This is a genomic window from Bradyrhizobium sp. USDA 4532 (assembly GCF_024171315.1).
Classification (GTDB): Bacteria; Pseudomonadota; Alphaproteobacteria; order Rhizobiales; family Xanthobacteraceae; genus Bradyrhizobium; species Bradyrhizobium australafricanum.
On the sequence record NZ_JALJZN010000001.1, the window covers coordinates 8,469,197 to 8,490,359 of the forward strand.

Sequence of the window (21,163 nt, forward strand, 5' to 3'; positions counted from 1 at the left end):
ACGATGCAATGTTTGCGTTGCGGTTGTCAGAACAGGGCGACCAATGAGTATTGCGAAGGGTGCGGGGCCTCTCTCGGAATTACGTGTGAAGCTTGCGGCCACCTGAACGGATCAAGCAGCCGCTTTTGCGGAAAGTGCGGCGCTGCGTTGGCGACGGCGATTGACGCGACCCGGGTTCAGCCGTCGCACGAGCATGCGCTGAGGAGCCTGCATGCCAAGGGTGGGGAGCGGAAGCGCCTCACGATCCTTTTCGCTGATATCAGCAACTCGACGGGCATCATCGATAGCCTCGGAGATCCCGAACTGGGCATGCGGCGCTTGCAGCCGGTGCTCGACCTGATGAACGAAGCCGTTCACCGCTACGGCGGCGTCGTCAACAAGGCCCAGGGCGACGGCGTCATGGCGATGTTCGGCGCCCCGCAGCCTCATGAGGATCACGCCGTTCGGGGCTGTCTCGCGGCGCTGGCGATGCAGGATGACGTCAAGCGCCTGCATGACGTCGATATGCAAATCCGCGTCGGCGTCCATACCGGTGAGGTCGTCTTCCAGGCCATCGAGCACGGCATCTATCAAACCTATGATGCCGCGGGCGCGAACGTGCACCTCGCCAGTCGACTGGAGCACCTTGCCGAGCCCGGCACCATTCTGGTCTCGAGGGAAACCTACGCTGTCGCGAAGCAGTTCGTGGAGGTGGAGTCGCTCGGAGAGCAGGCCATTCGGGGGCTCGCGGCTCCCGTCGAGGTGCTCAGGCTGAGGGGCCTTCAGCATGCGCCGTCGAGCGGTGTGTTCCGGACCGGACGACGGTTGAGTCCCTTGACCGGCCGCGCCGACGAGTTTGCGGCGCTGACAGCTGAACTCGAGAACACCCGCAAGGGAGATGGCCGGGTGATCGGTGTCGTCGGCGAAGCCGGCATTGGAAAGAGTCGCCTTTGCTTCGAATTTGCCGAGAGTTGTCGCAGCAAGGGCATCCGCGTCTTCGAGGCGCGTGTGCTCGCGCACGGCCGCGCAACGCCGTTTCAGCCGGTGCTGGCGCTGCTTCGGGATATTTTCGGGCTTCGCATCAAGGAGGAAGCGTCGGACGTTTCGCGCCGCCGTATCTTCGACCGGCTGGCGGCAATGCCGGTCTCCGATCATCTGGCACCCGTGCTGCTGGAATTCCTCGGTCTGGCGGACCCGCACCAGCCCGCGCCGAAACTGGATCCCAAGGCCCGCAAGGCCCAATTGCTCGATTTCGTCGGCGAACTGGTACGCGCCGCACCTCGTGACAATGTGACGGTCGTCCTGATCGACGATCTGCACTGGATCGATCCGGCGAGCGAGGAGTTCGTCGAGGCCCTTGCCGACGCCGTCGTCGGAACCACGACGATGCTGCTGGTCAATTTCAGGGCCGGATTGAGCGCGCCGCTGATGCAGCGGTCGCATTACCGGCAGATCAACATGGCTCCGCTTGGGCCCGCGGAGGCGCAATCGATCTTGCGCGATCACTTTGGTACCGACCCGTCGCTGGCGCTGTTGAGCCGGAACATCGTCGAGCGCGCGCACGGCAATCCGTTCTTCCTGGAAGAGCTCATGAGCGCCCTCGTCGAGCGCGGCGACTTCGAGGGCGAGAAGGGCGCGTACCGGCTGAAGGGCGGCATCGACACAATCCCGCTTCCGACGACCGTGCAGGCCGTGGTCGCGGCGCGCATCGATCGCCTCGACGAACACGCAAAAAGAGCCCTCGAGGTCGCTTCGGTTGCCGGGCGCGAGATTTCGTTGTCGGTTCTCGATGCCGTTGCCGGACTGGCGAAAGCCGAGCTGCTGGAAGCCGTAGGACATTTGCGACGCGCCGAACTGCTCTACGACGTGCCTCCCTTCGAGCAGCGGCTGATCGCGTTTCGTCATCCGCTGATCCAGGAAGTCGCTTATCTGTCGCTGTTGCACGAACGGCGCCGCGAGCTTCACGCGGCCGTCGCGCAGGCGATCGAGAAGCTGTTCAAGGATCGCGCCGAGGAACGGGCGTCGCTTCTCGCCTACCATTGGGAGCATGCCGGCGAACATTTGAAGGCGGCGCAGCAGCACATGCGTGCGGCGGTCTGGGTCGGCGCGAACGATCCCAGTCAGGCCTTGCGGAGCTGGAAGAAGGTGCGTGAACTGCTGACGCACCAGCCCCCGTCGCAAATGACCGACTATCTGAAGATGATGGCCTGTGGCCAGATCGTGAATTTCGGCTGGCGCGAGGGAATTTCCGCCGCCGATGCGCAGGTCTATTTCGAGGAAGCCCGCGGCCTCGCGCTCGCGATGGGGGATCTGCGCGCCAACACGCTGATTCACGCTGCCTACGGCCGGATTTTGGCGAATGGCGGCTCGGCCGACGAATATGTCGAGCGGGTGCTGGAAGCCAAGGCGCTTGCCGACACCGGCACCGACACCAGTGTCCAGGTCACGCTGAAGGCCATTCTCTGCCACGCGCTCCGGCTCTCGGGACGGATGTCGGAGGCGCTGCAGATGAACATGGAGGCGGCCGCGCGCGCCTCGGAGATCGTGAAGTCGGACCGGGAGACGCTTGGATTCGACGTCGAGGTCTGGTTGACCGCCATGCGCGGGCAGACGCTCGTGATGCTGGGGCGCGGGTCCGAGGCCCGGCCGCTGCTCGATCGCGTGCTGCAACTGGATGGCAGCCAGGTCGATGCCATTCACTATGTCATTCCGAGCCTCGCCTATGTCGACCTCGCCTGGTCCGAAGGCGACGTCGGACTGGCCCAGCACCACGCCGATCGCGCCTTCTCGCTCGCGGTCAAGAGCGGCAATCCGTATTTGCGCGTCTACGCTCAGGCCAGCCGCGGCCTGTCCCATATGGTGGCAGGTCGGATCACATCATCGATCGAGGATCTGACGGCCGCGCTCGACTTCGCGCGAACCCGCAAGGCCGGCCTTGAAAACGAAGCACGGATTCTCGCCGATCTGGCGAACGCGTATCGGCAGAAAGGAGATGCGGCGGCAGCGTTGTCCGCCGTCGACGAGGCGATTGCGGTTGCGGTCAAGCGGCACGCGCGCATTCCGGAATGTCTTGCCCGATCGGTTCGCGCCGATCTGCTGTTGCGCTCCGGGCGGAGCGATGAGGCCGAGGAGGGCACGAAGGAGCTGGACCGCGCGACCGCGCTGCTTCACGAGACCGGCGCAATGATCTTCGCGCCCTTTGTCGGTGGCGCGGGAAAGACGGTCAAAGCTAGTCGAAGTTCGAACGAAGCCAATAATATTTGAGTTGCGAGCGAAAATTGTTCTGATCCCATTCGGATGATCTCATGTTGTTCGCGAACATGACGGGTGAACCGGTCGGCAAAGGAAGCGCCCGCACGCGCAGGGACGCGCTCCTTTGCGACATCCTGGCCGATTTCAGGCGTGCGTTTTCCGATCTGCTTTTCGAGCTCGACGAAGGCAGCGCAACCGTCAATGCTCAGGCCTTCATTCGTGGCAACGACCGCGTCGTGCGGATCTATGGCGGACTGGCTTACCACGCGGCGATGAACGCGGATGGCCTGGTTTTCGCCCTGCTTCACGAGGTCGGACACCATCTATCGAAAGGCGGCCGGCTCGCCGCCAATTCCGAGCTCGGTTGCGAGTGCGCGGCGGACCGCTGGATTCTCGCCAAGGGCGCAGCCCGGCTACGCAAGCAGACCGGGCGCACGCTCTCGATTGAGCGCGCGGTATCGAGCATCGAGCAGTTGACTGCGCTTGCCGCTTGCGGCCTGAGAGCTCGCAAGCGCGGTCCAAGCGTGTGCTGGGCCGATCATTGGCCGAGGCGCAAACATGTACTGGTTCGACCGGAGGCCGCGCCGACAATTCCGCGGTGCTATCTGTCCGAGTTCTTACGACTGAATCAAATTGCACAAAGGGAGACGACAAATGGGTGCGCTACTTCCCGTCGGCAGCGGTCCCGATGCTGAAATCGTGGACCGGCTGAATGAGCTCTTCAGCGGCAAGGATCTGGCTACTCTTCGCAAGCACAACAAGAAAGAAAAGCTGTTTGATCCGAGCCACAGGTTGCGGCGCGTCGCGTTCCGCATCGGTGCCTATCCGAGCAAGGATTACGGGAAGGATGATGCCAAGCGGAAATGGTTCTTCTTTCTCCACCATGTGCTGCCTCAGGAGACGCAAGAGGCGATCAAGAAGATCCTGGGCGACGCGATGACCCGAACCGCGATCAAGGCGGTGAAGTTCTCGGTCGAGGAAAACAGCGTGGTGACTCACCCGCATCTGTTTCCGAGCAACAACGAGCCACTCGCGAACTACCTGAATGGGGCCGGTACCGCCTATCTTGTCCATCTGGTCGTGCAAGGGCCGATGGATGACAGCGCCGAAGATCCGCCAGGCGACAACGACCCGGACAGCGGTGAACAGCCGATCGCCTGGCCCGAGCTTTCGCTCCGCAGGCCAACGTTCAGGCGCGCCAAATCAGGCGGCGGGAAGGGCGCCGGCAAGAAGAAAGCCGTCAGCAAGAAGAAGGCAGCCAAAAAGGCGGCCAAGCGTCCGCGCAAGCGTTGACGACGCGATCATAGCGGTTGATTGTGGCGGCAAGGGTCGACGGATGCGTCGGCCCTTCTGTCTCCAGGTCGTCCTGAAATCTGGCTGGTGGCAGCGCCTGCTGCCGGCTGCCCAAAGTCCGCTACGGCGTCGGTCCAGCCTGTTCCGTTGCGGATGGAATGCTGCTTCCGATGCGACTTCCCTTTTTCTACGGCTGGATCATCGTCGCGGTGACCTTCGTCACCATGGCGATCGGCGTCAACGCGCGTACGGCGTTCTCGCTGTTCTATCCGCCGATCATCTCGGAATTCGGCTGGGAGCGCGGCATCACGGCGGGCGCCTTCTCGTTCGGCTTTGTCGCCTCGGCGATCGCAAGTCCGCTGATCGGCCGGTTGATGGACCGCGGCGGTCCGCGCGCGGTGATGGAGCTTGGCGTGCTCTTGATGGGCTCGGGCCTGCTGCTGGCGCCGCTGACGACGCAGCCCTGGCACCTCTATCTCACGATCGGCGTGCTGGTCGGCGCTGGCAGCGTCTGCCTCGGCTATTCCGGACAATCGTTGTTCGTGCCGAACTGGTTCCTCCGCCGCCGTGGACTTGCGATCGGGCTCGCCTTCGCCGGCGTCGGCATCGGCTCGGTGACGCTGCTGCCGTGGGTGCAGCACATGATCGAGCACACCGGCTGGCGCACCGCCTGCACCGCAATGGGGATCGTGGTGCTGGTCGTGCTGGCGCCGATCAATCTCTTGCTGCACAAGCGGCCGGAGGACATCGGCCTGCAGCCCGACGGCGATGCCGCGCCGACGGCGACGTCAGCCAGGCCGGCATCGAATATCGTCGACCCCGTGTGGGCCGGCACCGACTGGACGCTGTCGCGTGCGCTGCGCACCGCGCGGTTCTGGTGGATCGCGATCGGTTATTTCTGCGGCCTGTACATCTGGTACGCGGTGCAGGTGCATCAGACCAAATTCCTGCTCGACATCGGCTTCAGCTCCAATGTCGGGGTCTGGGCGCTTGGCGTCGTCAGCCTGCTCGGCATTCCCGGCCAGATCTGGCTCGGGCATCTCTCCGATCGGATCGGCCGCGAATGGGTGTGGGCGATCTCCTGCTTCGGCTTCGTGATCTGCTTCGCAGCGCTCGCCGCCTTGAAATACTGGCCCAACATGGCGCTGATCTATCTCATGGTCTTCACCCAGGGCGCGCTCGGTTATGGCCTGACATCCGTGATGGGCCCGGTCGTGCTGGAGATCTTCCAGGGCAAGCATTACGGCAGCATCTTCGGCACCGTGATGCTGGCTGCGCTCGCCGGCGGTGCTGCGGGCCCCTGGATCACCGGCCAGCTCTATGATCTCTCGGGCAGCTATACCAGCGCCTTCCTGCTCGGGATCGCCTTCAGCCTGCTGTCGGCGTTTGCGATCTGGCAGGCCTCGCCCCGCAAGGTCCGCGCCGTCGCCGGACAGGTGCACAAGGTCGCAAGCGCGTCCTGACGCGTCAGGCCGACGAAACGCCGATGGCGCGCTGCAGGTCGGTGATCGCGCGCAGGCAGCTGTCGGCGGGGGTGGTTTCCGGATCGATCAGGCGGTGCAGGCGGAAACCATCTTCCAGCGCCAGCACGATCGCTCCGGTCCAATCCGGATCGAGTCTGCCGTTCCGGCCGCTGTTCTTCTGCGCAGTCGTGACAATGTCGGCGATCAGCTTGCGCCGCGCGCGCAGACGTTTGGCGAGCTCGGGCCGGCGCTTCTCGGCGCGCGCCACGAACAGGATCATCTCCATGTGCAGGAGAGGGGAGCGGCCGAGCGGATCCTGCCGGCTGCGATCCATGGTGCGCAGCGCTTCGAGGAAGTCGGCCAGGTTGCTGTGCCGGGCGAGCAAGTCGAGATTGCGCCGGATCGATTGCTCGACGTGATCCTCGAGCATCGCGAAGATCAGCTCGTCCTTGCTCTTGAAGTTCGAATAGAAGGCGCCGCGGGAGAAGCCCGCCGCGGCCGCGATCGCCTCGATGCTGGCGCCGCCGATGCCCTGTTCCTCGAACACCCGCGCCGCAGCCTCGAACAGCTTCTCGCAGGTGTCGTCCCGTGTCGGTCTGGTTCGAACCCTTGACATCGGCGCATTTTAGGGCAGAATGCAACTCGATACAAGAGTGTATCGAGTTGCATTCGACAGAACCAGAACAGCCGCATCCGTGATGATGCGGTCTTGAGGATGACACCAGGGCACGCCAGGCTTTAAGGCCCAGGCGTAGCGTGCGAACGAGGTCACCATGAACGAGCAAGTTCAGCCGGCGAGCGGCGAGCCGCTTTTCAATCCACTGGCGCCTGAATTCATTCGCAATCCCTATCCGTATTACGAGCGGCTGCGCCGCCTCGATCCGATGCATGTCAATGTGCACGGCGCTTTCGTCGCCAGCCGGCACGCCGAGGCGAGCCTCGTGCTGCGCGACAAGCGGTTCGGCAAGGATTTTGCGGAGCGCTCGATCCGCCGCTACGGTCCGAAGATCATGGAGGAGCCGGTCTTCCGCAGCATGAGCCACTGGATGCTGCAGCAAGATCCGCCCGACCACACCCGTCTGCGCGGCCTTGTCGTCAAGGCCTTCACCGCGCGGCGAGTCGAGGACATGCGGCCGCGCATCCAGCACGTCGTCGACGAGACGCTGGATCGCATCATTCCGCAAGGCAAGATGGACCTGATCGAGGATTTCGCGTTCCGCCTGCCGGTCACCATCATCTGCGACATGCTCGGCATCCCCGAGGAACACCGCGAGGCCTTCTACAACGGTTCGCGCGATGGCGGCCGCATCCTCGAGCCGGTGCCGCTGACCCCCGAGGAAATCAAGCAGGGCAACGCCGCCAATGCGATGGCGGCGATGTATTTCCATCAGCTGTTCGAGCTGCGCCGCAAGCAACCCGGCGACGACCTCACCACCCAGCTGGTGCAGGCCGAAGAGGACGGCCAGAAGCTCACCAACGAGGAACTGACCGGCAACATCATCCTGCTGTTCGGCGCCGGCCACGAGACGACCGTGAACCTGATCGGCAACGGCCTGCTGGCGCTGTTCCGCAACCCGGACCAACTCGCGCTGCTGAAGGCCAATCCCGGCCTGATCACCAACGCGATCGAGGAGTTCCTGCGTTACGATTCCTCGGTGCAGCTGACCGGCCGTGTCGCGCTGGAAGACATCGACGACCTCGGTGGCAAGCGCATCCCGAAGGGCGAGAGCGTGCTGTGCCTCCTGGGCTCGGCCAATCACGACGAGGCTGTCTACCCCGACCACCCCGAAAGGCTCGACATCCGGCGGCCGAACGTCAAGCCGCTGTCGTTCGGCGGCGGCATCCATTTCTGTCTCGGTGCCCAGCTGGCGCGGATCGAGGCCGAGATCGCGATCTCGACACTGCTGCGCCGGATTCCCGACCTGCGGCTCGATGACGCGGAAAATCCGGAGTGGCGGCCGACCTTCGTGCTGCGCGGGCTGAAGCGGCTGCCGACGAGCTGGTGACGTTCCCGCGGGTCAGCGATCCGCGGCGGGGCCGGCACACGCACGCTTGAACGGGAAATCAACCATCTGTCCAGAGTCCCAGCAGTAAACCGGCTGTGACTTCGCCGTACTTGTCTCTATATTTGGGTTGCTCCGGCCAGAGGTTGGCAAAGGGTTCAGCATGAGGAGGCTGCCCCGGAGCTGGCTCAAAGGGAGACACCGTGCAGACGACGCTGCTCGGCCTGGCAATTGCCTTCATTCTTGCACTGGTCGCGGCGCTGGTCGGTCCATATTTCGTTGACTGGAACCAGTTCCGGCCGCAGTTCGAGGCGGAGGCGTCCAAGATCATCGGCGTGCCGATTCGCGTCGCCGGCAATCTCGACGCGCGTCTGCTGCCGGCACCCTCGCTGCGGTTGAAGACGGTCACCGTCGGCGGCGCCAACGACCTCCGCAAGATTCGGGCTGCCAATCTCGACGTCGAACTCAGCCTGAGCTCGCTGATGCGGGGCGAGTGGCGCGCGAACGAGCTCACCATCAACGGCGTGTCGCTCGATCTCGGGCTGGACCCGAAAGGGCGGATCGACTGGTCGCCGTCGAGCGGGAGCTTCAACCTCGCTTCGCTGGCGATCGACCGGCTCAACCTGACCGGCCGCATCGCGCTGCATGATGCAGCGAGCCGCAGCACGCTCGAGCTCAACGACATTGCCTTCAGTGGCGACGTCCGCTCGCTTGCCGGCGCGATCCGGGGTGACGGCAATTTCATGTTCGACGGCAACCGCTACCCGTTTCGGGTCTCCTCGGGGCAGAGCGCCGATGGCAGCGGCACTCGCCTGCACTTCAGCATCGATCCCGGGCAGCGGCCGGTGTCGGCCGATCTCGACGGCATCCTGACATTCGAGGCCCGCGCGCCGCGGTTCGAGGGCACGCTGACGCTGGCGGGTGCGCCCGGTCAGCGCGGCGGCGATGCGCCGCCATGGCGGATCGCGGCCAAGGTGAAATCGGATTATTCGGCGGCGCGGCTCGACCAGATCGACGTGAGCTATGGCGCCGAGGATCGTGCGCTGAAGCTCGCCGGCAATGGCGATCTGCGTTTCGGTGCGTCGCCGCTGCTGCGCGCCTCGCTTACGGCGCGGCAGCTCGACGGCGACAAGTTCGCCGCCAAGGATAGCAGCAATGGCAATGTCGAGCCGGTCCGCGTGCTGCCGGCGATGCGCGCGGTGTTGTCGGGTCTTCCGCAAAGCCCGATACCGGCGCAGGTGGAGCTGGCATCCGAGCAGATCATGCTCGGCGGCCGTCCATTGCAGGACATCTCGGCGGAGCTGCGATCGGATGCGAAATCATGGACGGTGCGCCGGCTGGAATTTCGCGCGCCGGGATCCACGCGGGTCTCGATGAGTGGTGCCAGCGCGCAAGCTGGAGCGGCGAACAGCTTCAAGACCGCGCTCAACATCGAATCGTCCGATCCCGACGCGCTGATGACCTGGCTGCAGGGGCGCGGCGACGCCACCTATCGCAGCCAGAGGCCGCTGCGTTTGCGTGGCGACGTCATGGTGTCACCATCGGGCTTTTCGATCGATGCGATGAAGGCGGAGATCGAAAGCGGCACGCTCGAGGGCCGCGTCGCGGTTACGTACCGCGAGGCAACCAGCGGCTCGAAGGTCGAGGCGCAGTTGAAGGCGGATCGGCTCGATCTCGACGCGACCGCGGCATTGATCCGCTCACTGGCCGGTCCGCAAGGCGAATGGCCCGACGAGGCGCAGCTGTCGCTCGACGTCGGGCGCGCGGTCTCTTCCGGGCAGGAATTGCGGCCGCTGCTGGCGAAGATCGCCTATAGCCCGAAGAACATCGTGCTCGAGCGCGTCAAGATCGGCCAGCCCGACAATGTCACGCTGGACGGCAGCGGCAATTTCGACCGCGCCAATTCGACCGGCAAGCTCGCGGTCGACGCGACCGCCGCGTCGCTTGGCCGGCTGACCGCTGTGGTTCAGCCGTTCGCGCCGGCGCTGGCGGCGCGGCTTGGCGTGCTCCGCGCGGATGCCGGCCCGGTTCGCGCCAGGCTCGCGCTCGACCTCGGCAAGGGCAAGGCTGCCGACCGCGTCAGCGCGCGCGCGACGCTCGATCTCGACACGCCGCAGCTCAAGGGCAATACGGTGATTTCGGTGACGCCACAGGTGGCCGCGATCCGTGCGCTGGATTTCGATGCACTTCGCCGCAACGAGGTTGCAGCGGAGACGAAATTCTCGGCCGGCGATGGCAACGCTTTGCTGGCGCTGCTTGGGCTTGACCATGCGGTCGCAGCCGGTGCCGGTTCGACGCAATTCGAGGGCACGGCGATCGGCGCGTGGGGCGCGCCGTTGCGGCTGAAGGCAAGGCTCTGGGGCGCAGGGCTCGACGCGGATGCCGAAGGGACCGCGGAGCCTTGGACCAAGGACGGGGCCAACGCGGGCAAATCGAGCATCAGCCTCCGCGTCCGCAGCGCCGACATCAGTCCGCTGCTCAGTCTGAAGCCAGCCGATCCGGTTGCAAACATCCGCCTGTCGTCGAAGCTCACGCTCGCGGGCGACAGGCTGACCTTCGACGATCTGGACAGCATCATCGCCGGTTCACGGCTGCGCGGTCATCTGGCGCTGACGCTCGCCGATCAGAAAAGCGTCGACGGCGAAGTCGGTCTCGATCAGATCACGCTGGCGCCGATTTTCGCGGCCGCGATCGGCGCGGCCGGTCACGATGCGACGGAGCCGCTCGGCCAGGGCCTCACAAGCGCCTGGCGCGGCAAGGTCACGTTCGAAGCGCTGCACGGTCTGCTGCCGGGGGGCGCCGAGCTGCAGCCGGTCAGCGGCACCATCAGGTCGGACGGGCAATCGCTGACCTTCGACGGCATCAAGGGCAAGATCGGCGGTGGCGAGGCGACCGCCACCATCGATGCGCGACAGGGCGCCAACGGACTTGCGCTCAGCGTCAATGTGCAGCTGTCCGGCATCGACAGTTCAGCCTTGCGCTACCGCAGTCTCGCGATGCCCAAGGGACGCGCCTCGATGCAGATGACGCTGTTGACGCAGGGCCGCAGTGCCTCGGCGTTGACCGGCGCGCTGTCCGGCAGCGGCACCGTGACGCTGGAGGGGCTGAGCCTTCCGGGCCTCGATCCGCGCGCCTTCGAGGTTGCGATCCGCGCCAGCGATTCCGGGCAGGCGACCGACGACACGCGGCTGCGGCAGATCGTCGAACCGGTGCTCGCGAGCGGCGCGCTGTCGATTGCTTCGGCGCAAATCCCCTTCAACATCCGCGACGGCCGCCTCCGGGTCGGCGCCACCACGCTCGCGGCGAACGGTGCCAATGCGACCGTATCCGGCGGCTACGACATTCCGGCCGACCAGGCCGACATCCGCGCCGCCCTGGCATCGACGCAGGTCGGCACGGCCAACAGCCGACCGGAAATCCAGTTGCTTGCCGTGGGCACGCCCGACGGATTGTCGCGTAGCATCGACATTGCGGCGCTGTCGTCGTGGCTTGCGGTGCGCGCGATCGACCGGGAGACCAAGCGGCTCGACGCCATCGAGCGCGGCGAACCGGCGCCGCCGCCGACCCAAACGGCGCTTCCGCATCCGGCCGAGCCGGCGCCGGATGCATCCAACCCGAATTCGGCAGGCGTGCCTTCCGCCAACTTGCCGGGGCCTGGTCCTGATCCGCGCCGCGTGCCGGCGAAGCCGAAGATCGTTGCGCCGCGGCCGCCGACTGTCCCGCCGGCCGCCACCGCGCCCGCCATTGCGCCGCCCGCGTCGCTTGCGAGCCAGCCGCAGCTGGCGCCGCTGCCGCCGCCGATCGAGGTCAAGCCGGCGCCCGGCGCGGCCAGGCCAAAGCCGCTGCGGCCCCCGCTGTCGCTGACGCCGCAGGTCGCCAATCCACCGCAGCGGCCGGCGATGCAGAACTAAACGCGCTTTCAAGCGAAGTGGGCACCGGTTCGCGTCAAGACAGCGCGTCAAACGAAGCGCTGGCTCATGATCGGTGCTGGAGAATATTGATCAGCTTGCCGAAGGGATCGCGGACGAAGAAGCGCCGCACGCCCCACGGGTCGTCCGCCGGTCCGTATTCGATCGCGATGCAGGCTGCCTTCATTCGGCGCAGGGCCTCGTCGAGATCGTCAACCTCAATGGAGCGATCAGGCACCGGCGTGCCGGAGCCACCTTCGGAAGCGAAGCTGATTTGAGCCTGCATTGTTTCGGATGAGCCGCAAGTCGCAACCCAACCGAAATCCATCAGTGGCTCGAGGCCAAGCACGTCGCGATAAAACGACTTCGCTGCCGCTGTGTCCGGTGCGGCAACGTTCGCGACGATCCGATTGACCTTCATGCTGAGCCCGCGCAGCGGAACGACCGTCTACTGGTGGCGACGGTCGGAGAGGGCCGTCAGGCCTGCTGACGCGTGTCAACCTGTTGCGGCCTGACATCCGTGGGCACCGCCGGCGTGGCGCGCGAGCGGAAGTAGTCGAGCACGAACAGCCGGATCGCGGAGGACAAATTGCCCTGCTGACGGTTGTTGTCGATCTCGCCGACCAACTCCGACAGCGTCATGTTCCGCAGACCGGAAATCTCCTTCATGCCATTCCAGAAGGCTTCTTCGAGGCTGACGCTGGTCTTGTGTCCGGCGACGACAATCGAGCGCTTGACGACGGGAGACTTCATGATGCGTCTCCATTTTCGATGCGGTGCTGATCGAGCACACGCGCGTTGCGCTCGCCGAGGAATTCGTCACGCGCTCGTTCGGATTTGGTGCGACCGAATAGCGCACGATTGGCTTCGGCTTGCTTCGCTGCTTGTTCGCGCTCACCGCGCTTCTTGAATCGTTTCAAGTTGACCACGTCGCCCATGCTCGTCGTCCTCATCGTCCCCAGAGCGGAATTGGTGATGCATCGTGACGAAAGCAAGAGCAATTGCGCTACGCGCCCGGCTCGATATCCATCCCGAATCCCCGTTTGATGCTCTGATAGCATCAAAGAATCCGTTTCGCTCTGCGAAAACTAGACGTCTGTACCATGCGCCAGCGCAGAGCTCATAGGTAACGCGCCTTAGTCTTTAGGCGTTATGATCCATAATTATATCACGCGCGCTGACCGTAATTATCCGGACAATGCGCGCCTCGCTTTAGCCCGGGTGTGTCATTTTGTCCGGCTGCACGAGGCGATCAAATTCATCCGCGGAAACAAATCCGAGCCGCAAAGCCTCTTCCTTCAGCGTCGTTCCGCGCGCATGCGCCGACTTGGCGACCTTGGCTGCGTTGTCGTAACCGATCTTCGGTGCGAGTGCGGTGACCAGCATCAGCGAGCGCTGCATCAGTTCGTTGATGCGCTTTTCGTCGGCGCGTATTCCGACAACGCAATGCTCGGTAAATGAGCGGACAACGTCAGACAGCAACTGAATGGAATTTATCATACAGTATGCCAACACAGGCTTGTACACGTTCAACTCGAAATGGCCCTGGCTGCCGGCGACGGTGATCGTGGTCTGATTGCCGAACACCTGGCAGCAGACCATGGTCATGGCTTCGCACTGGGTCGGATTGACCTTGCCCGGCATGATCGACGAGCCCGGCTCGTTCTCGGGCAGGATCAACTCGCCGAGGCCCGAGCGCGGGCCCGAGCCGAGCAAGCGGATATCGTTGGCGATCTTGAACAGGCCGGTCGCCACCGAGTTGATCGCGCCGTGCACCAGCACATAGGCGTCGTTGGAAGCCAGCGCCTCGAACTTGTTGGCCGCGCTGGTGAACGGCAGCTTGGTGATCTTGGCGACGTGGCGCGCGAAGGTTTTCGCAAATCGTGGCTTCGAGTTGAGGCCGGTGCCGACGGCGGTGCCGCCCTGCGCGAGCGGAAACAGATCCTTCACCGCGACGCGCAGCCGCGCGATGCCGCTCTCGACCTGCGCGGCGTAGCCGGAGAATTCCTGGCCGAGCGTCAGCGGCGTCGCATCCTGGGTGTGGGTGCGCCCGATCTTGACGATCTTGGCAAACGCCTTCTCCTTCTTGCGCAACGCGCGAAGCAGTTCGGTGAGTGCTGGAATCAGATCGGCGACGATGCGACTCGCTGCGGCGATATGCATCGCGGTCGGAAACGAGTCGTTCGACGACTGACTCATGTTGACGTGATCGTTCGGATGAATCGGCTTCTTGGTACCAAGCTCGCCGCCGAGCATCTGGTTGGCGCGGTTGGCGATCACCTCGTTCACGTTCATGTTGCTCTGCGTGCCCGAGCCGGTCTGCCAGACCACCAGCGGGAAATTGTCGTCGAGCTTGCCTTCGATCACTTCCTTCGCTGCGCGGATGATGGCGCCGGCGCGGCGCGCATCGAGCTGGCCGAGCTCGCGATTGGTCTCCGCGGCCGCAAGCTTCACGATGCCGAGTGCATGGACGATCGCGATCGGCATGCGGTCGTGGCCGATCTTGAAATTCTGTCGCGAGCGTTCGGTCTGCGCGCCCCAGTAGCGGTCGGCGGGAACGTCGATCGGACCGAAGCTGTCGGTCTCGCTGCGGGTCTTTGCCTTGGAGGGGATCGTCGATCGAGCCATCATGCTTTCCATGGATGCTTGCCGTTGCGTCATCAAAACGTGGCCGGCGCGGCAACGCGACAGCGTCCGCGTGAAGGGCACGTTCATGCAGAAGGTAGGCCGCGATGACGATTTGTCATCCCGATCCCGGCAAGCATCCTACAAGGTCGAGGCGTGATCTGCGCTTAGATTATTTCTTGCGGAAGCGGTCCAGCCGCACGACCTCGGCGCCTTCGCTGGGCTTCGCGGGCTCCTGCTCGGTCTCGGCGCTCTCGGTCTCGGCCGCTGCGTGGGCCGCAGGGGCGGGCAGGGGAGAGGCCGGTGCGGTGGCGGGAGGGGCTTCTTCGGACAGTGCGTCCGAGACATCGAAGCGCAAATCGAACGGCGCGGACGGATCGAGGAAGCGCGTCACCGCGGCGAACGGCACGGTCAGCCGCTCGGGAATCCCGCCGAACGACAGGCCGACCTCGAAGCGATCCTCGGTCACCACCAGATCCCAGAACTGGTGCTGCAGGATGATGGTCATCTCCTCCGGATACTGCGCGAGCAGCCGGGGCGACAGCTTCACGCCGTCGCCGTGCGACAGGAAGGTGATGTAGAAATGGTGCTCACCTGGCAGGCCATGTTCGGCGGCGTCGGACAACACCCGGCGCAGCACCCCGCGCAGCGCATCGCGCGCCAGCACGTCATATCGGATGTGATCGGTCGCCATGGTGATCCTGTCGCTTCGAAAATGCCCGCCGGGGCGGCGCCGGACCGTCCGACTCGCCCTTTTGCCATGCTACCCCGCCGGGAGCCGGAAATCAGCAGGGCTGGCCGCTGAAATGCGCGCGGACGCCCGATTGGGAAACAAGGGATAAAGTGGAGGCTTCTGTTGCCAGGTGCCTCCGAACCCCGCCTAGCGGAGCTTAACCCGCTAGGACTTTAAGATGGTCTTTCAAACTGCGTTACGCAGCCTGAGCAACCGGAGCAAAGTTGTCGTTGGCAACTATTGCATTGGCCCGATGTCGGCGGAACCATACCGAGAAAAAACACGCCCTTTACGCCCTCGTCGATCCTATTTCGCCCCCGCCGAAAGCCACCGCGACGGATGGATTTTGGTGGAGGCGCCGGGTACCGCCCCCGGGTCCGAATGGTTTATTGCGACGGTCATTTATTTCCATAGCCGGCGAACCGGCACCCCCAATATAGCGGCAAAGTCTTAGAAAAACAGAGCCGATTCAGGCCCTTTCGGCTGTAAAAACCCGCCGATTTGGGGTTGGCCAGGGTCTTGGCGCTGTCCCGGCGCCGTTCTAGGTTTTGTCCATGCCCCCGGATTCTCCGCCGGTTGCCGCCCCGGCACCGGATGCCTCCGCACCATCGCCGCCCCACCAGCCCGGCCTGCTCGAGCTGTTCCTGGCCTTTGCCAAGATGTCGCTGGCCGGCTTTGGCGGGGTTCTGGTCTGGGCCCGGCGCGCGATCGTCGAGCAGCACCGCTGGATGACCGCGGAGGAGTTCAACGAGACCTTCGCGCTGTGCCATTTCCTGCCAGGTCCGAACATCGTCAACCTGTCGGTCGTATTCGGCTCGCGCTTTCGCGGCATAGCCGGCGGGCTCGCGGCCTTCGCCGGGCTGGTCGGGCCGCCGATGGTGATCGCGACCATCCTTGCCGCGCTCTATGCCCGCTACGGCGACATCGACGTGCTGCGCCGGACGCTCGCCGGCGTCGCTTGCGCCGCGGTCGGGCTGCTGTTCGCCGTCGTCTTCAAGATGATGATGCCGCTCCTGAAGCGGCGCGATGTCACGGGCCTCGTCATTCTGGCTGCTGTTTTCGTCGCGATCGGACTGATCCGCTGGCCGCTCCAGATCGTGCTGCTGGTGGCGATCCCGCTCAGCATTGCGACGACGGTCCTGGCGCGCCGCATGGTGCGGGCATGAGCTCGGAGTCCAACCCGATCGCGGCGCTGGTCTGGACCTTCGGCCTGATGTCGCTGTTTGCGGTCGGCGGCGCCAATTCGGCGATTCCCGAAATGCACCGTGCCGCCGTCGACGTGCATCACTGGCTGACCGACAAGCAGTTCGCCGACGTATTCGCGATCTCGCAGCTCTCGCCGGGGCCGAACGTGCTGATCGTGACCTTGATAGGCTATTCTGTCGCAGGCGTCGCCGGGGCGTTGGCCGCGACGGTGGCGATGTGCGGACCGACCGCGCTGCTTGCCTATTATGTGAGCCGTTTCCTCGATCGCTCGCGCGAGGCGCGCTGGCCGGCGATGATCCAGGCGGCACTGGTTCCGCTGTCGATCGGTCTGATGGCGGCCTCCGGCCTGATCGTGGCGCAGACCTCAGACCAAAGTTGGATCGCGGTCCTGATCACCATTGTCGCGGCCGCGCTTGCTTTTGCGACGCGGATCAACCCTTTGTGGATGTTGCTGGCCGGAGGCCTCTTGGGTTTCGCTGGCGTTATCTGACGAAAATCGCTAGCAAGGCTTTCGGTCAACGCACCACAAACCAAGCCATTCAATCAAAACGGGCGGGACAGCCCTGACGGGGGAAGCGAAGTCATGAGCGATACGCCGAGCGAGGCGCCGGTCAAATCGATCTTGCCGAAATGGGTGCGCGGTCCGCAGGATTTTGTCGGCGGGCTCGCCATGATGGCGGTTGCGCTGTTTGCCTTGTGGGCCTCGAGCGATTTGCAGGGCATGCACGGATTTTCGTTCGGCGCCGGAACCGCGCCGCGCATGTTCGCCGTGCTGCTGCTGTTGCTCGGCGGTGGTGTCGCGCTGATGGGAGTTCTGCAGAATGGCCCGCATATCGCGGCCTATTCCTGGCGCGGCCCGTTGTTCGTATCCGCCGCAATCGTGTTCTTCGCATTGGCGATCCGGCCACTCGGGCTTGTGGTCTCCGCCTTTGCCGCCTTCATGATCGCGGCGATGGGCTCGCAGGAGACGAAATTGGTCGAGGCCATCATTGTCGGCGCCTGTCTGACCCTCGGCTGCGCGCTGCTTTTCCCCTATGTGCTGGGACTTCCGATGCCGATGTTCCCGCGTTTCCTGATCCAGTGAGGGCGTGATGGAACTGTTTGCCAATCTCGCCCACGGTTTCGCGGTCGCATTCTCGCCGATCAACCTTCTGATGTGCCTGATCGGCGCACTGGTCGGCACGCTGGTCGGCGTGCTGCCGGGCATCGGCACCATCGCCACCGTCGCCATGCTGCTGCCGATCACCTTCGGCCTGCCGCCGGTCGGTGCGCTGATCATGCTCGCCGGCATCTATTACGGCGCGCAATATGGCGGCTCGACCACCTCGATCCTGGTCAATATTCCGGGCGAGGCGACCTCCGTCGTCACCGCGCTCGACGGCCACCAGATGGCCAAGCAGGGCCGCGCCGGTCCGGCTCTGGCGATCGCCGCGATCGGCTCGTTCTTCGCCGGCTGCGTCGCGACCGTGCTGATCGCCGTGCTCGGCGCGCCGCTGACCAAGCTCGCGCTGGCGTTCGGTCCGGCTGAATATTTCTCGCTGATGGTGCTCGGCCTGATCTTCGCGGTGGTGCTCGCCAAGGGCTCGGTGCTGAAGGCGATCGCGATGATCGTGTTCGGCCTGTTGCTGTCGATGGTCGGCTCCGACATCGAGACCGGCGCCTCGCGCATGGCCTTCAACATCCCCGAACTCGCCGACGGTCTCGGCTTTGCCACCGTGGCGATGGGTGTGTTCGGCTTCGCGGAGATCATCCGCAACCTCGACCACGGCGCCGAGATGAACCGCAACCTGGTGCAGCAGAAGATCACCGGCCTGATGCCGACCAGGAAGGACATCGCGGATTCAACGCCGGCGATCCTGCGCGGCACCGTGCTTGGCTCGATCCTCGGCATCCTGCCGGGCGGCGGCGCCGTGATCGCCTCGTTCGCGGCCTATACGCTGGAGAAGAAGCTGGCGAAGGATCCGAAGCGGTTCGGCCGCGGCGCGATCGAGGGCGTGGCGGCGCCGGAAAGCGCCAACAACGCCGCGGCGCAGACCTCGTTCATCCCGCTGCTCACGCTCGGCATCCCGCCGAACGCGGTGATGGCGCTGATGGTCGGTGCGATGACCATTCACGGCATCGTGCCGGGCCCGCAGGTGATGCAGAAGCAGCCCGATCTGGTCTGGGGCATGATCGCCTCGATGTGGATCGGCAATCTGATGCTGATCATCATCAACCTGCCGTTGGTGGGCATCTGGGTCCGTCTGCTGCGCGTGCCGTACCGCCTGATGTTCCCCTCGATCGTGGTGTTCTGCGCGATCGGCATCTACTCGGTGAACAACGCGCCGGTCGACGTCGTGCTCGCCGGCGTGTTCGGCCTCGTCGGCTATTGGCTGATCAAGCACGATTTCGAGCCGGCACCGCTGCTGCTCGGCATGGTGCTGGGCCCGCTGATGGAGGAGAACCTGCGTCGCGCGCTGTTGATCTCGCGCGGCGACTGGAGCGTGTTCGTCTCGCGGCCGCTGTCGGCGGTGCTGCTGGCGATCGCGGCCGGTCTCCTGGTGCTTGCCGTGCTGCCGACCTTGCGTGCCAAGCGCGACGAAGTGTTCGTGGAATCCGAGGGCTGAGCGAGCCGTCGGCCCTGCGTCGGCGCGCCGCAGGCGGAAGTCGAATCGACACTCGATGTCGTCCCGTGAAATGAAAATGCCGGCCGATTTGGCCGGCATTTTTTATTGGTCAAACGATCACCGGGAGGAATTGAGATGATGTCCATTCGCTCGCTTGCGGGCGCATGCCTTTCGGCATTTGTCGCGCTCGGCGCATTCGCCATGCCGGCGTCCGCGCAAAATTATCCGACCCGCACCATCACCATGATCGTGCCGTTCGCAGCCGGCGGCCCGACCGATGTCATCTCGCGCATCGTGACCGCGCACATGGCGCAGACGCTGGGACAGAGCATCGTGATCGAGAACGTGGTCGGCGCCGGCGGCACCACCGCGACGACGCGCGCCGCACGCGCCGCCAATGACGGCTATACGTTGATTACAGGGCATATGGGCACGCACGCCGCCTCGGTGCCACTCTATCCGAAGCTTGCCTATCACCCGGAAAAGGATTTCGAGCCCGTCGCGCTGCTCGCCGGCACGCCGATCCTGATCCTTGCCCGCAAGGACTTCCCGCCGAAGGATCTCAAGGAATTCGTCGCCTACGTGAAGGCCAATGCCGAGAAGGTCAACGCCGCGCATGCCGGCATCGGTTCGGTCTCGCACGCCTCCTGCGAGCTCCTGAACTCGATCCTCGGCATCAAGCCGGTCGGTGTGCCCTTCAACGGCACCGGCCCGGCCATGAATGCGCTGGTCGCCGGCCAGGTCGATTACATGTGCGACCAGATCGTCAACGCGGTGCCGCAGATCAACGCCGGCACCATCAAGGCCTATGCGGTCGCGACCCCCGAGCGCAACCCGTCGCTGCCCAATGTGCCGACCACGACGGAAGCCGGCTTGCCGGCGTTCCAGGCCCAGGCCTGGAATGCGATTTTCGCGCCGAAGGGAACTTCGCCCGCCATCATCGCCACGTTGAATGCCGCGGCCATCAAGGCGCTTGACGATGAGAACGTCCGCAAGCGCCTGCTCGACCTCGGCAGCGTGATCCCGGCGCCCGCCAACCGTACGCCGGAGGCGCTCGCGACGCTCGTCAAGAACGAGATCGCGAAGTGGACGCCGGTGCTCAAGCCGGCAACTTAATCCAGTACAATCAGGCAGATAGGGCAGGGGCGGGACACGAGTTCCGCCCCTTGTCGTTTGGCGCGGAGTGCTCACTTTTCAGGGTATAATCGGTACGTTCAGCCGAATCAGCGTGCCGACCGGCGGCCTTGGCCGCTACATTGGTCGTTCTCTCGAAAGCCCGAAACAGACGCCATGAACCAGTATCACGACCTGCTCGAACGCATCCTCGCCGACGGTGCCGAGAAGCACGACCGCACCGGCACCGGGACGCTGTCGATCTTCGGTCATCAGATGCGTTTCAACCTCGCGGCCGGCTTCCCGATGCTGACCACCAAGCGGCTGCCGCTGAAGGCGATCGTGCACGAGCTGCTCTGGTTCCTCGCCGGCGACACCAACATCAAATATCTCAACGACAACGGCGTCACGATCTGGGACGAATGGGCCGACGCCAACGGCGACCTCGGTCCGGTGTACGGCTCGCAATGGCGGTCGTGGCCCGCGCCGGATGGCCGTAGCATCGACCAGATCGCTGGCGTGGTCGAGATGATCAAGCGCAATCCGGATTCGCGACGGCTGATCGTCAGCGCCTGGAATCCGGCCGAGGTCGACAAGATGGCGCTGCCGCCGTGCCATTGCCTGTTCCAGTTCTATGTCGCGAACGGCAAATTGTCCTGTCAGCTCTATCAGCGCTCGGGCGACGTCTTCCTCGGCGTACCCTTCAATATCGCCTCCTATGCGCTGCTCACCATGATGGTCGCGCAGGTGACCGGGCTGAAGCCCGGCGATTTCGTGCACTCGCTCGGCGACGCGCACCTCTACTCCAACCATCTCGAGCAGGCGCGCCTGCAGTTGACGCGGCCGACGCGGCCGTTGCCGACGATGGCGATCAATCCGGACGTGAAGGATATCTTCGCGTTCCGCTACGAGGACTTCAAACTCGAAGGTTACGACCCGCATCCGCACATCAAGGCCGAGGTGGCGGTATGAGTTGCGGTCC

The 21,163-nt window shown here is 64.6% G+C and carries 18 protein-coding genes and 1 other RNA gene; 12 read left to right on the forward strand and 7 right to left on the reverse strand.

Going from position 1 to position 21,163, the window contains the following annotated elements; all coding sequences use genetic code 11:
- Window positions 1-3 precede the first annotated feature (3 nt).
- The 4 genes from J2R76_RS39055 to J2R76_RS39070 all read left to right on the forward strand — a co-directional run bounded on the left by J2R76_RS39055 (window position 4) and on the right by J2R76_RS39070 (window position 5,987).
- Entirely contained in the window at window positions 4-3,243 is a 3,240-nt protein-coding gene (locus J2R76_RS39055) for an adenylate/guanylate cyclase domain-containing protein (RefSeq protein ID WP_253625855.1), read from the forward strand.
- 41 nt (window positions 3,244-3,284) lie between these two features.
- Window positions 3,285-3,926, forward strand: coding sequence for a hypothetical protein (locus J2R76_RS39060; RefSeq protein ID WP_253625856.1), 642 nt, complete (start codon window positions 3,285-3,287; stop codon window positions 3,924-3,926).
- On the forward strand, window positions 3,886-4,524 hold the full coding sequence (locus J2R76_RS39065) for a hypothetical protein (RefSeq protein WP_076824193.1): 639 nt from the start codon (window positions 3,886-3,888) through the stop codon (window positions 4,522-4,524). The genes J2R76_RS39060 and J2R76_RS39065 overlap by 41 nt, the downstream gene beginning before the upstream one ends.
- A 170-nt stretch (window positions 4,525-4,694) precedes the next feature.
- The gene (locus tag J2R76_RS39070; RefSeq protein WP_253625857.1) at window positions 4,695-5,987 is read left to right on the forward strand and encodes an MFS transporter; all 1,293 of its coding nucleotides are present in this window, start codon (window positions 4,695-4,697) and stop codon (window positions 5,985-5,987) included.
- Window positions 5,988-5,991: 4 nt separating this feature from the next.
- On the opposite strand, the gene J2R76_RS39075 is transcribed toward J2R76_RS39070, so the two are convergent.
- A complete protein-coding gene (locus J2R76_RS39075) occupies window positions 5,992-6,603 on the reverse strand; it encodes a TetR/AcrR family transcriptional regulator (protein ID WP_057015033.1) in 612 nt (203 codons plus the stop codon).
- 157 nt (window positions 6,604-6,760) lie between these two features.
- On the opposite strand from J2R76_RS39075, the gene J2R76_RS39080 reads away from it, so the two are divergent.
- Together J2R76_RS39080 and J2R76_RS39085 are read left to right on the forward strand one after the other, a co-directional pair.
- Complete coding sequence (locus J2R76_RS39080) at window positions 6,761-7,993, forward strand: cytochrome P450 (protein ID WP_253625858.1); 1,233 nt, start codon at window positions 6,761-6,763, stop codon at window positions 7,991-7,993.
- 200 nt (window positions 7,994-8,193) lie between these two features.
- Window positions 8,194-11,901 (forward strand): AsmA-like C-terminal region-containing protein, encoded by a 3,708-nt coding sequence (locus tag J2R76_RS39085; RefSeq protein ID WP_253625859.1) that lies wholly within the window; start codon window positions 8,194-8,196, stop codon window positions 11,899-11,901.
- Window positions 11,902-11,965: 64 nt separating this feature from the next.
- Here J2R76_RS39085 and J2R76_RS39090 read toward each other — a convergent pair whose 3' ends face one another.
- The 6 genes from J2R76_RS39090 to ssrA form a co-directional block, all read right to left on the reverse strand.
- Window positions 11,966-12,319, reverse strand: a complete 354-nt coding sequence (locus J2R76_RS39090; RefSeq protein WP_253625860.1) for a VOC family protein — start codon at window positions 12,317-12,319, stop codon at window positions 11,966-11,968.
- Window positions 12,320-12,375: 56 nt separating this feature from the next.
- Window positions 12,376-12,651 (reverse strand): ribbon-helix-helix domain-containing protein, encoded by a 276-nt coding sequence (locus J2R76_RS39095; protein WP_024580116.1) that lies wholly within the window; start codon window positions 12,649-12,651, stop codon window positions 12,376-12,378.
- Window positions 12,648-12,836 carry a DUF4169 family protein gene (locus J2R76_RS39100; protein WP_016841076.1) on the reverse strand — a complete coding sequence of 63 codons (189 nt, stop codon included), beginning with the start codon at window positions 12,834-12,836 and terminating at the stop codon, window positions 12,648-12,650. Before J2R76_RS39100 ends, J2R76_RS39095 begins: the two co-directional genes overlap by 4 nt.
- A gap of 274 nt (window positions 12,837-13,110) precedes the next feature.
- Complete coding sequence (fumC, locus tag J2R76_RS39105; RefSeq protein ID WP_194295303.1) at window positions 13,111-14,529, reverse strand: class II fumarate hydratase; 1,419 nt, start codon at window positions 14,527-14,529, stop codon at window positions 13,111-13,113.
- 166 nt (window positions 14,530-14,695) lie between these two features.
- Window positions 14,696-15,217 (reverse strand): SspB family protein, encoded by a 522-nt coding sequence (locus tag J2R76_RS39110; RefSeq protein ID WP_057015035.1) that lies wholly within the window; start codon window positions 15,215-15,217, stop codon window positions 14,696-14,698.
- Window positions 15,218-15,365: 148 nt separating this feature from the next.
- Window positions 15,366-15,722: a transfer-messenger RNA gene (gene ssrA, locus J2R76_RS39115) on the reverse strand.
- Window positions 15,723-15,810: 88 nt separating this feature from the next.
- On the opposite strand from ssrA, the gene J2R76_RS39120 reads away from it, so the two are divergent.
- The 6 genes from J2R76_RS39120 (at window position 15,811) to J2R76_RS39145 (ending at window position 21,153) form a co-directional block, all read left to right on the forward strand.
- Complete coding sequence (locus J2R76_RS39120) at window positions 15,811-16,422, forward strand: chromate transporter (RefSeq protein WP_057015036.1); 612 nt, start codon at window positions 15,811-15,813, stop codon at window positions 16,420-16,422.
- A complete protein-coding gene (locus tag J2R76_RS39125) occupies window positions 16,419-16,952 on the forward strand; it encodes a chromate transporter (RefSeq protein WP_076824254.1) in 534 nt (177 codons plus the stop codon). Before J2R76_RS39120 ends, J2R76_RS39125 begins: the two co-directional genes overlap by 4 nt.
- Window positions 16,953-17,045: 93 nt before the next feature.
- Window positions 17,046-17,546, forward strand: coding sequence for a tripartite tricarboxylate transporter TctB family protein (locus tag J2R76_RS39130; RefSeq protein WP_057015038.1), 501 nt, complete (start codon window positions 17,046-17,048; stop codon window positions 17,544-17,546).
- Between the two features lie 7 nt (window positions 17,547-17,553).
- Window positions 17,554-19,068 (forward strand): tripartite tricarboxylate transporter permease, encoded by a 1,515-nt coding sequence (locus J2R76_RS39135; protein ID WP_018272999.1) that lies wholly within the window; start codon window positions 17,554-17,556, stop codon window positions 19,066-19,068.
- Between the two features lie 135 nt (window positions 19,069-19,203).
- A complete protein-coding gene (locus J2R76_RS39140) occupies window positions 19,204-20,184 on the forward strand; it encodes a tripartite tricarboxylate transporter substrate binding protein BugD (protein WP_253625861.1) in 981 nt (326 codons plus the stop codon).
- Window positions 20,185-20,358: 174 nt separating this feature from the next.
- Window positions 20,359-21,153: a thymidylate synthase gene (locus J2R76_RS39145; protein WP_028332488.1), complete on the forward strand. Its 795-nt coding sequence runs from the start codon at window positions 20,359-20,361 to the stop codon at window positions 21,151-21,153.
- Window positions 21,154-21,163: the final 10 nt, after the last annotated feature.

What these genes read in the sequence shown, in the direction of transcription:
- J2R76_RS39075 (WP_057015033.1), bottom strand. Translation starts at nt 6,603, where the DNA reads ATGTCAAGGGTTCGAACCAGACCGACACGGGACGACACCTGCGAGAAG.
- J2R76_RS39135 (WP_018272999.1), top strand. Translation starts at nt 17,554, where the DNA reads ATGGAACTGTTTGCCAATCTCGCCCACGGTTTCGCGGTCGCATTCTCG.
- J2R76_RS39080 (WP_253625858.1), top strand. Translation starts at nt 6,761, where the DNA reads ATGAACGAGCAAGTTCAGCCGGCGAGCGGCGAGCCGCTTTTCAATCCA.
- J2R76_RS39090 (WP_253625860.1), bottom strand. Translation starts at nt 12,319, where the DNA reads ATGAAGGTCAATCGGATCGTCGCGAACGTTGCCGCACCGGACACAGCG.
- J2R76_RS39065 (WP_076824193.1), top strand. Translation starts at nt 3,886, where the DNA reads ATGGGTGCGCTACTTCCCGTCGGCAGCGGTCCCGATGCTGAAATCGTG.
- J2R76_RS39060 (WP_253625856.1), top strand. Translation starts at nt 3,285, where the DNA reads ATGTTGTTCGCGAACATGACGGGTGAACCGGTCGGCAAAGGAAGCGCC.
- J2R76_RS39140 (WP_253625861.1), top strand. Translation starts at nt 19,204, where the DNA reads ATGATGTCCATTCGCTCGCTTGCGGGCGCATGCCTTTCGGCATTTGTC.
- J2R76_RS39095 (WP_024580116.1), bottom strand. Translation starts at nt 12,651, where the DNA reads ATGAAGTCTCCCGTCGTCAAGCGCTCGATTGTCGTCGCCGGACACAAG.
- J2R76_RS39100 (WP_016841076.1), bottom strand. Translation starts at nt 12,836, where the DNA reads ATGGGCGACGTGGTCAACTTGAAACGATTCAAGAAGCGCGGTGAGCGC.
- fumC (WP_194295303.1), bottom strand. Translation starts at nt 14,529, where the DNA reads ATGATGGCTCGATCGACGATCCCCTCCAAGGCAAAGACCCGCAGCGAG.
- J2R76_RS39125 (WP_076824254.1), top strand. Translation starts at nt 16,419, where the DNA reads ATGAGCTCGGAGTCCAACCCGATCGCGGCGCTGGTCTGGACCTTCGGC.
- J2R76_RS39145 (WP_028332488.1), top strand. Translation starts at nt 20,359, where the DNA reads ATGAACCAGTATCACGACCTGCTCGAACGCATCCTCGCCGACGGTGCC.
- J2R76_RS39110 (WP_057015035.1), bottom strand. Translation starts at nt 15,217, where the DNA reads ATGGCGACCGATCACATCCGATATGACGTGCTGGCGCGCGATGCGCTG.
- J2R76_RS39120 (WP_057015036.1), top strand. Translation starts at nt 15,811, where the DNA reads ATGCCCCCGGATTCTCCGCCGGTTGCCGCCCCGGCACCGGATGCCTCC.
- J2R76_RS39055 (WP_253625855.1), top strand. Translation starts at nt 4, where the DNA reads ATGCAATGTTTGCGTTGCGGTTGTCAGAACAGGGCGACCAATGAGTAT.
- J2R76_RS39070 (WP_253625857.1), top strand. Translation starts at nt 4,695, where the DNA reads ATGCGACTTCCCTTTTTCTACGGCTGGATCATCGTCGCGGTGACCTTC.
- J2R76_RS39130 (WP_057015038.1), top strand. Translation starts at nt 17,046, where the DNA reads ATGAGCGATACGCCGAGCGAGGCGCCGGTCAAATCGATCTTGCCGAAA.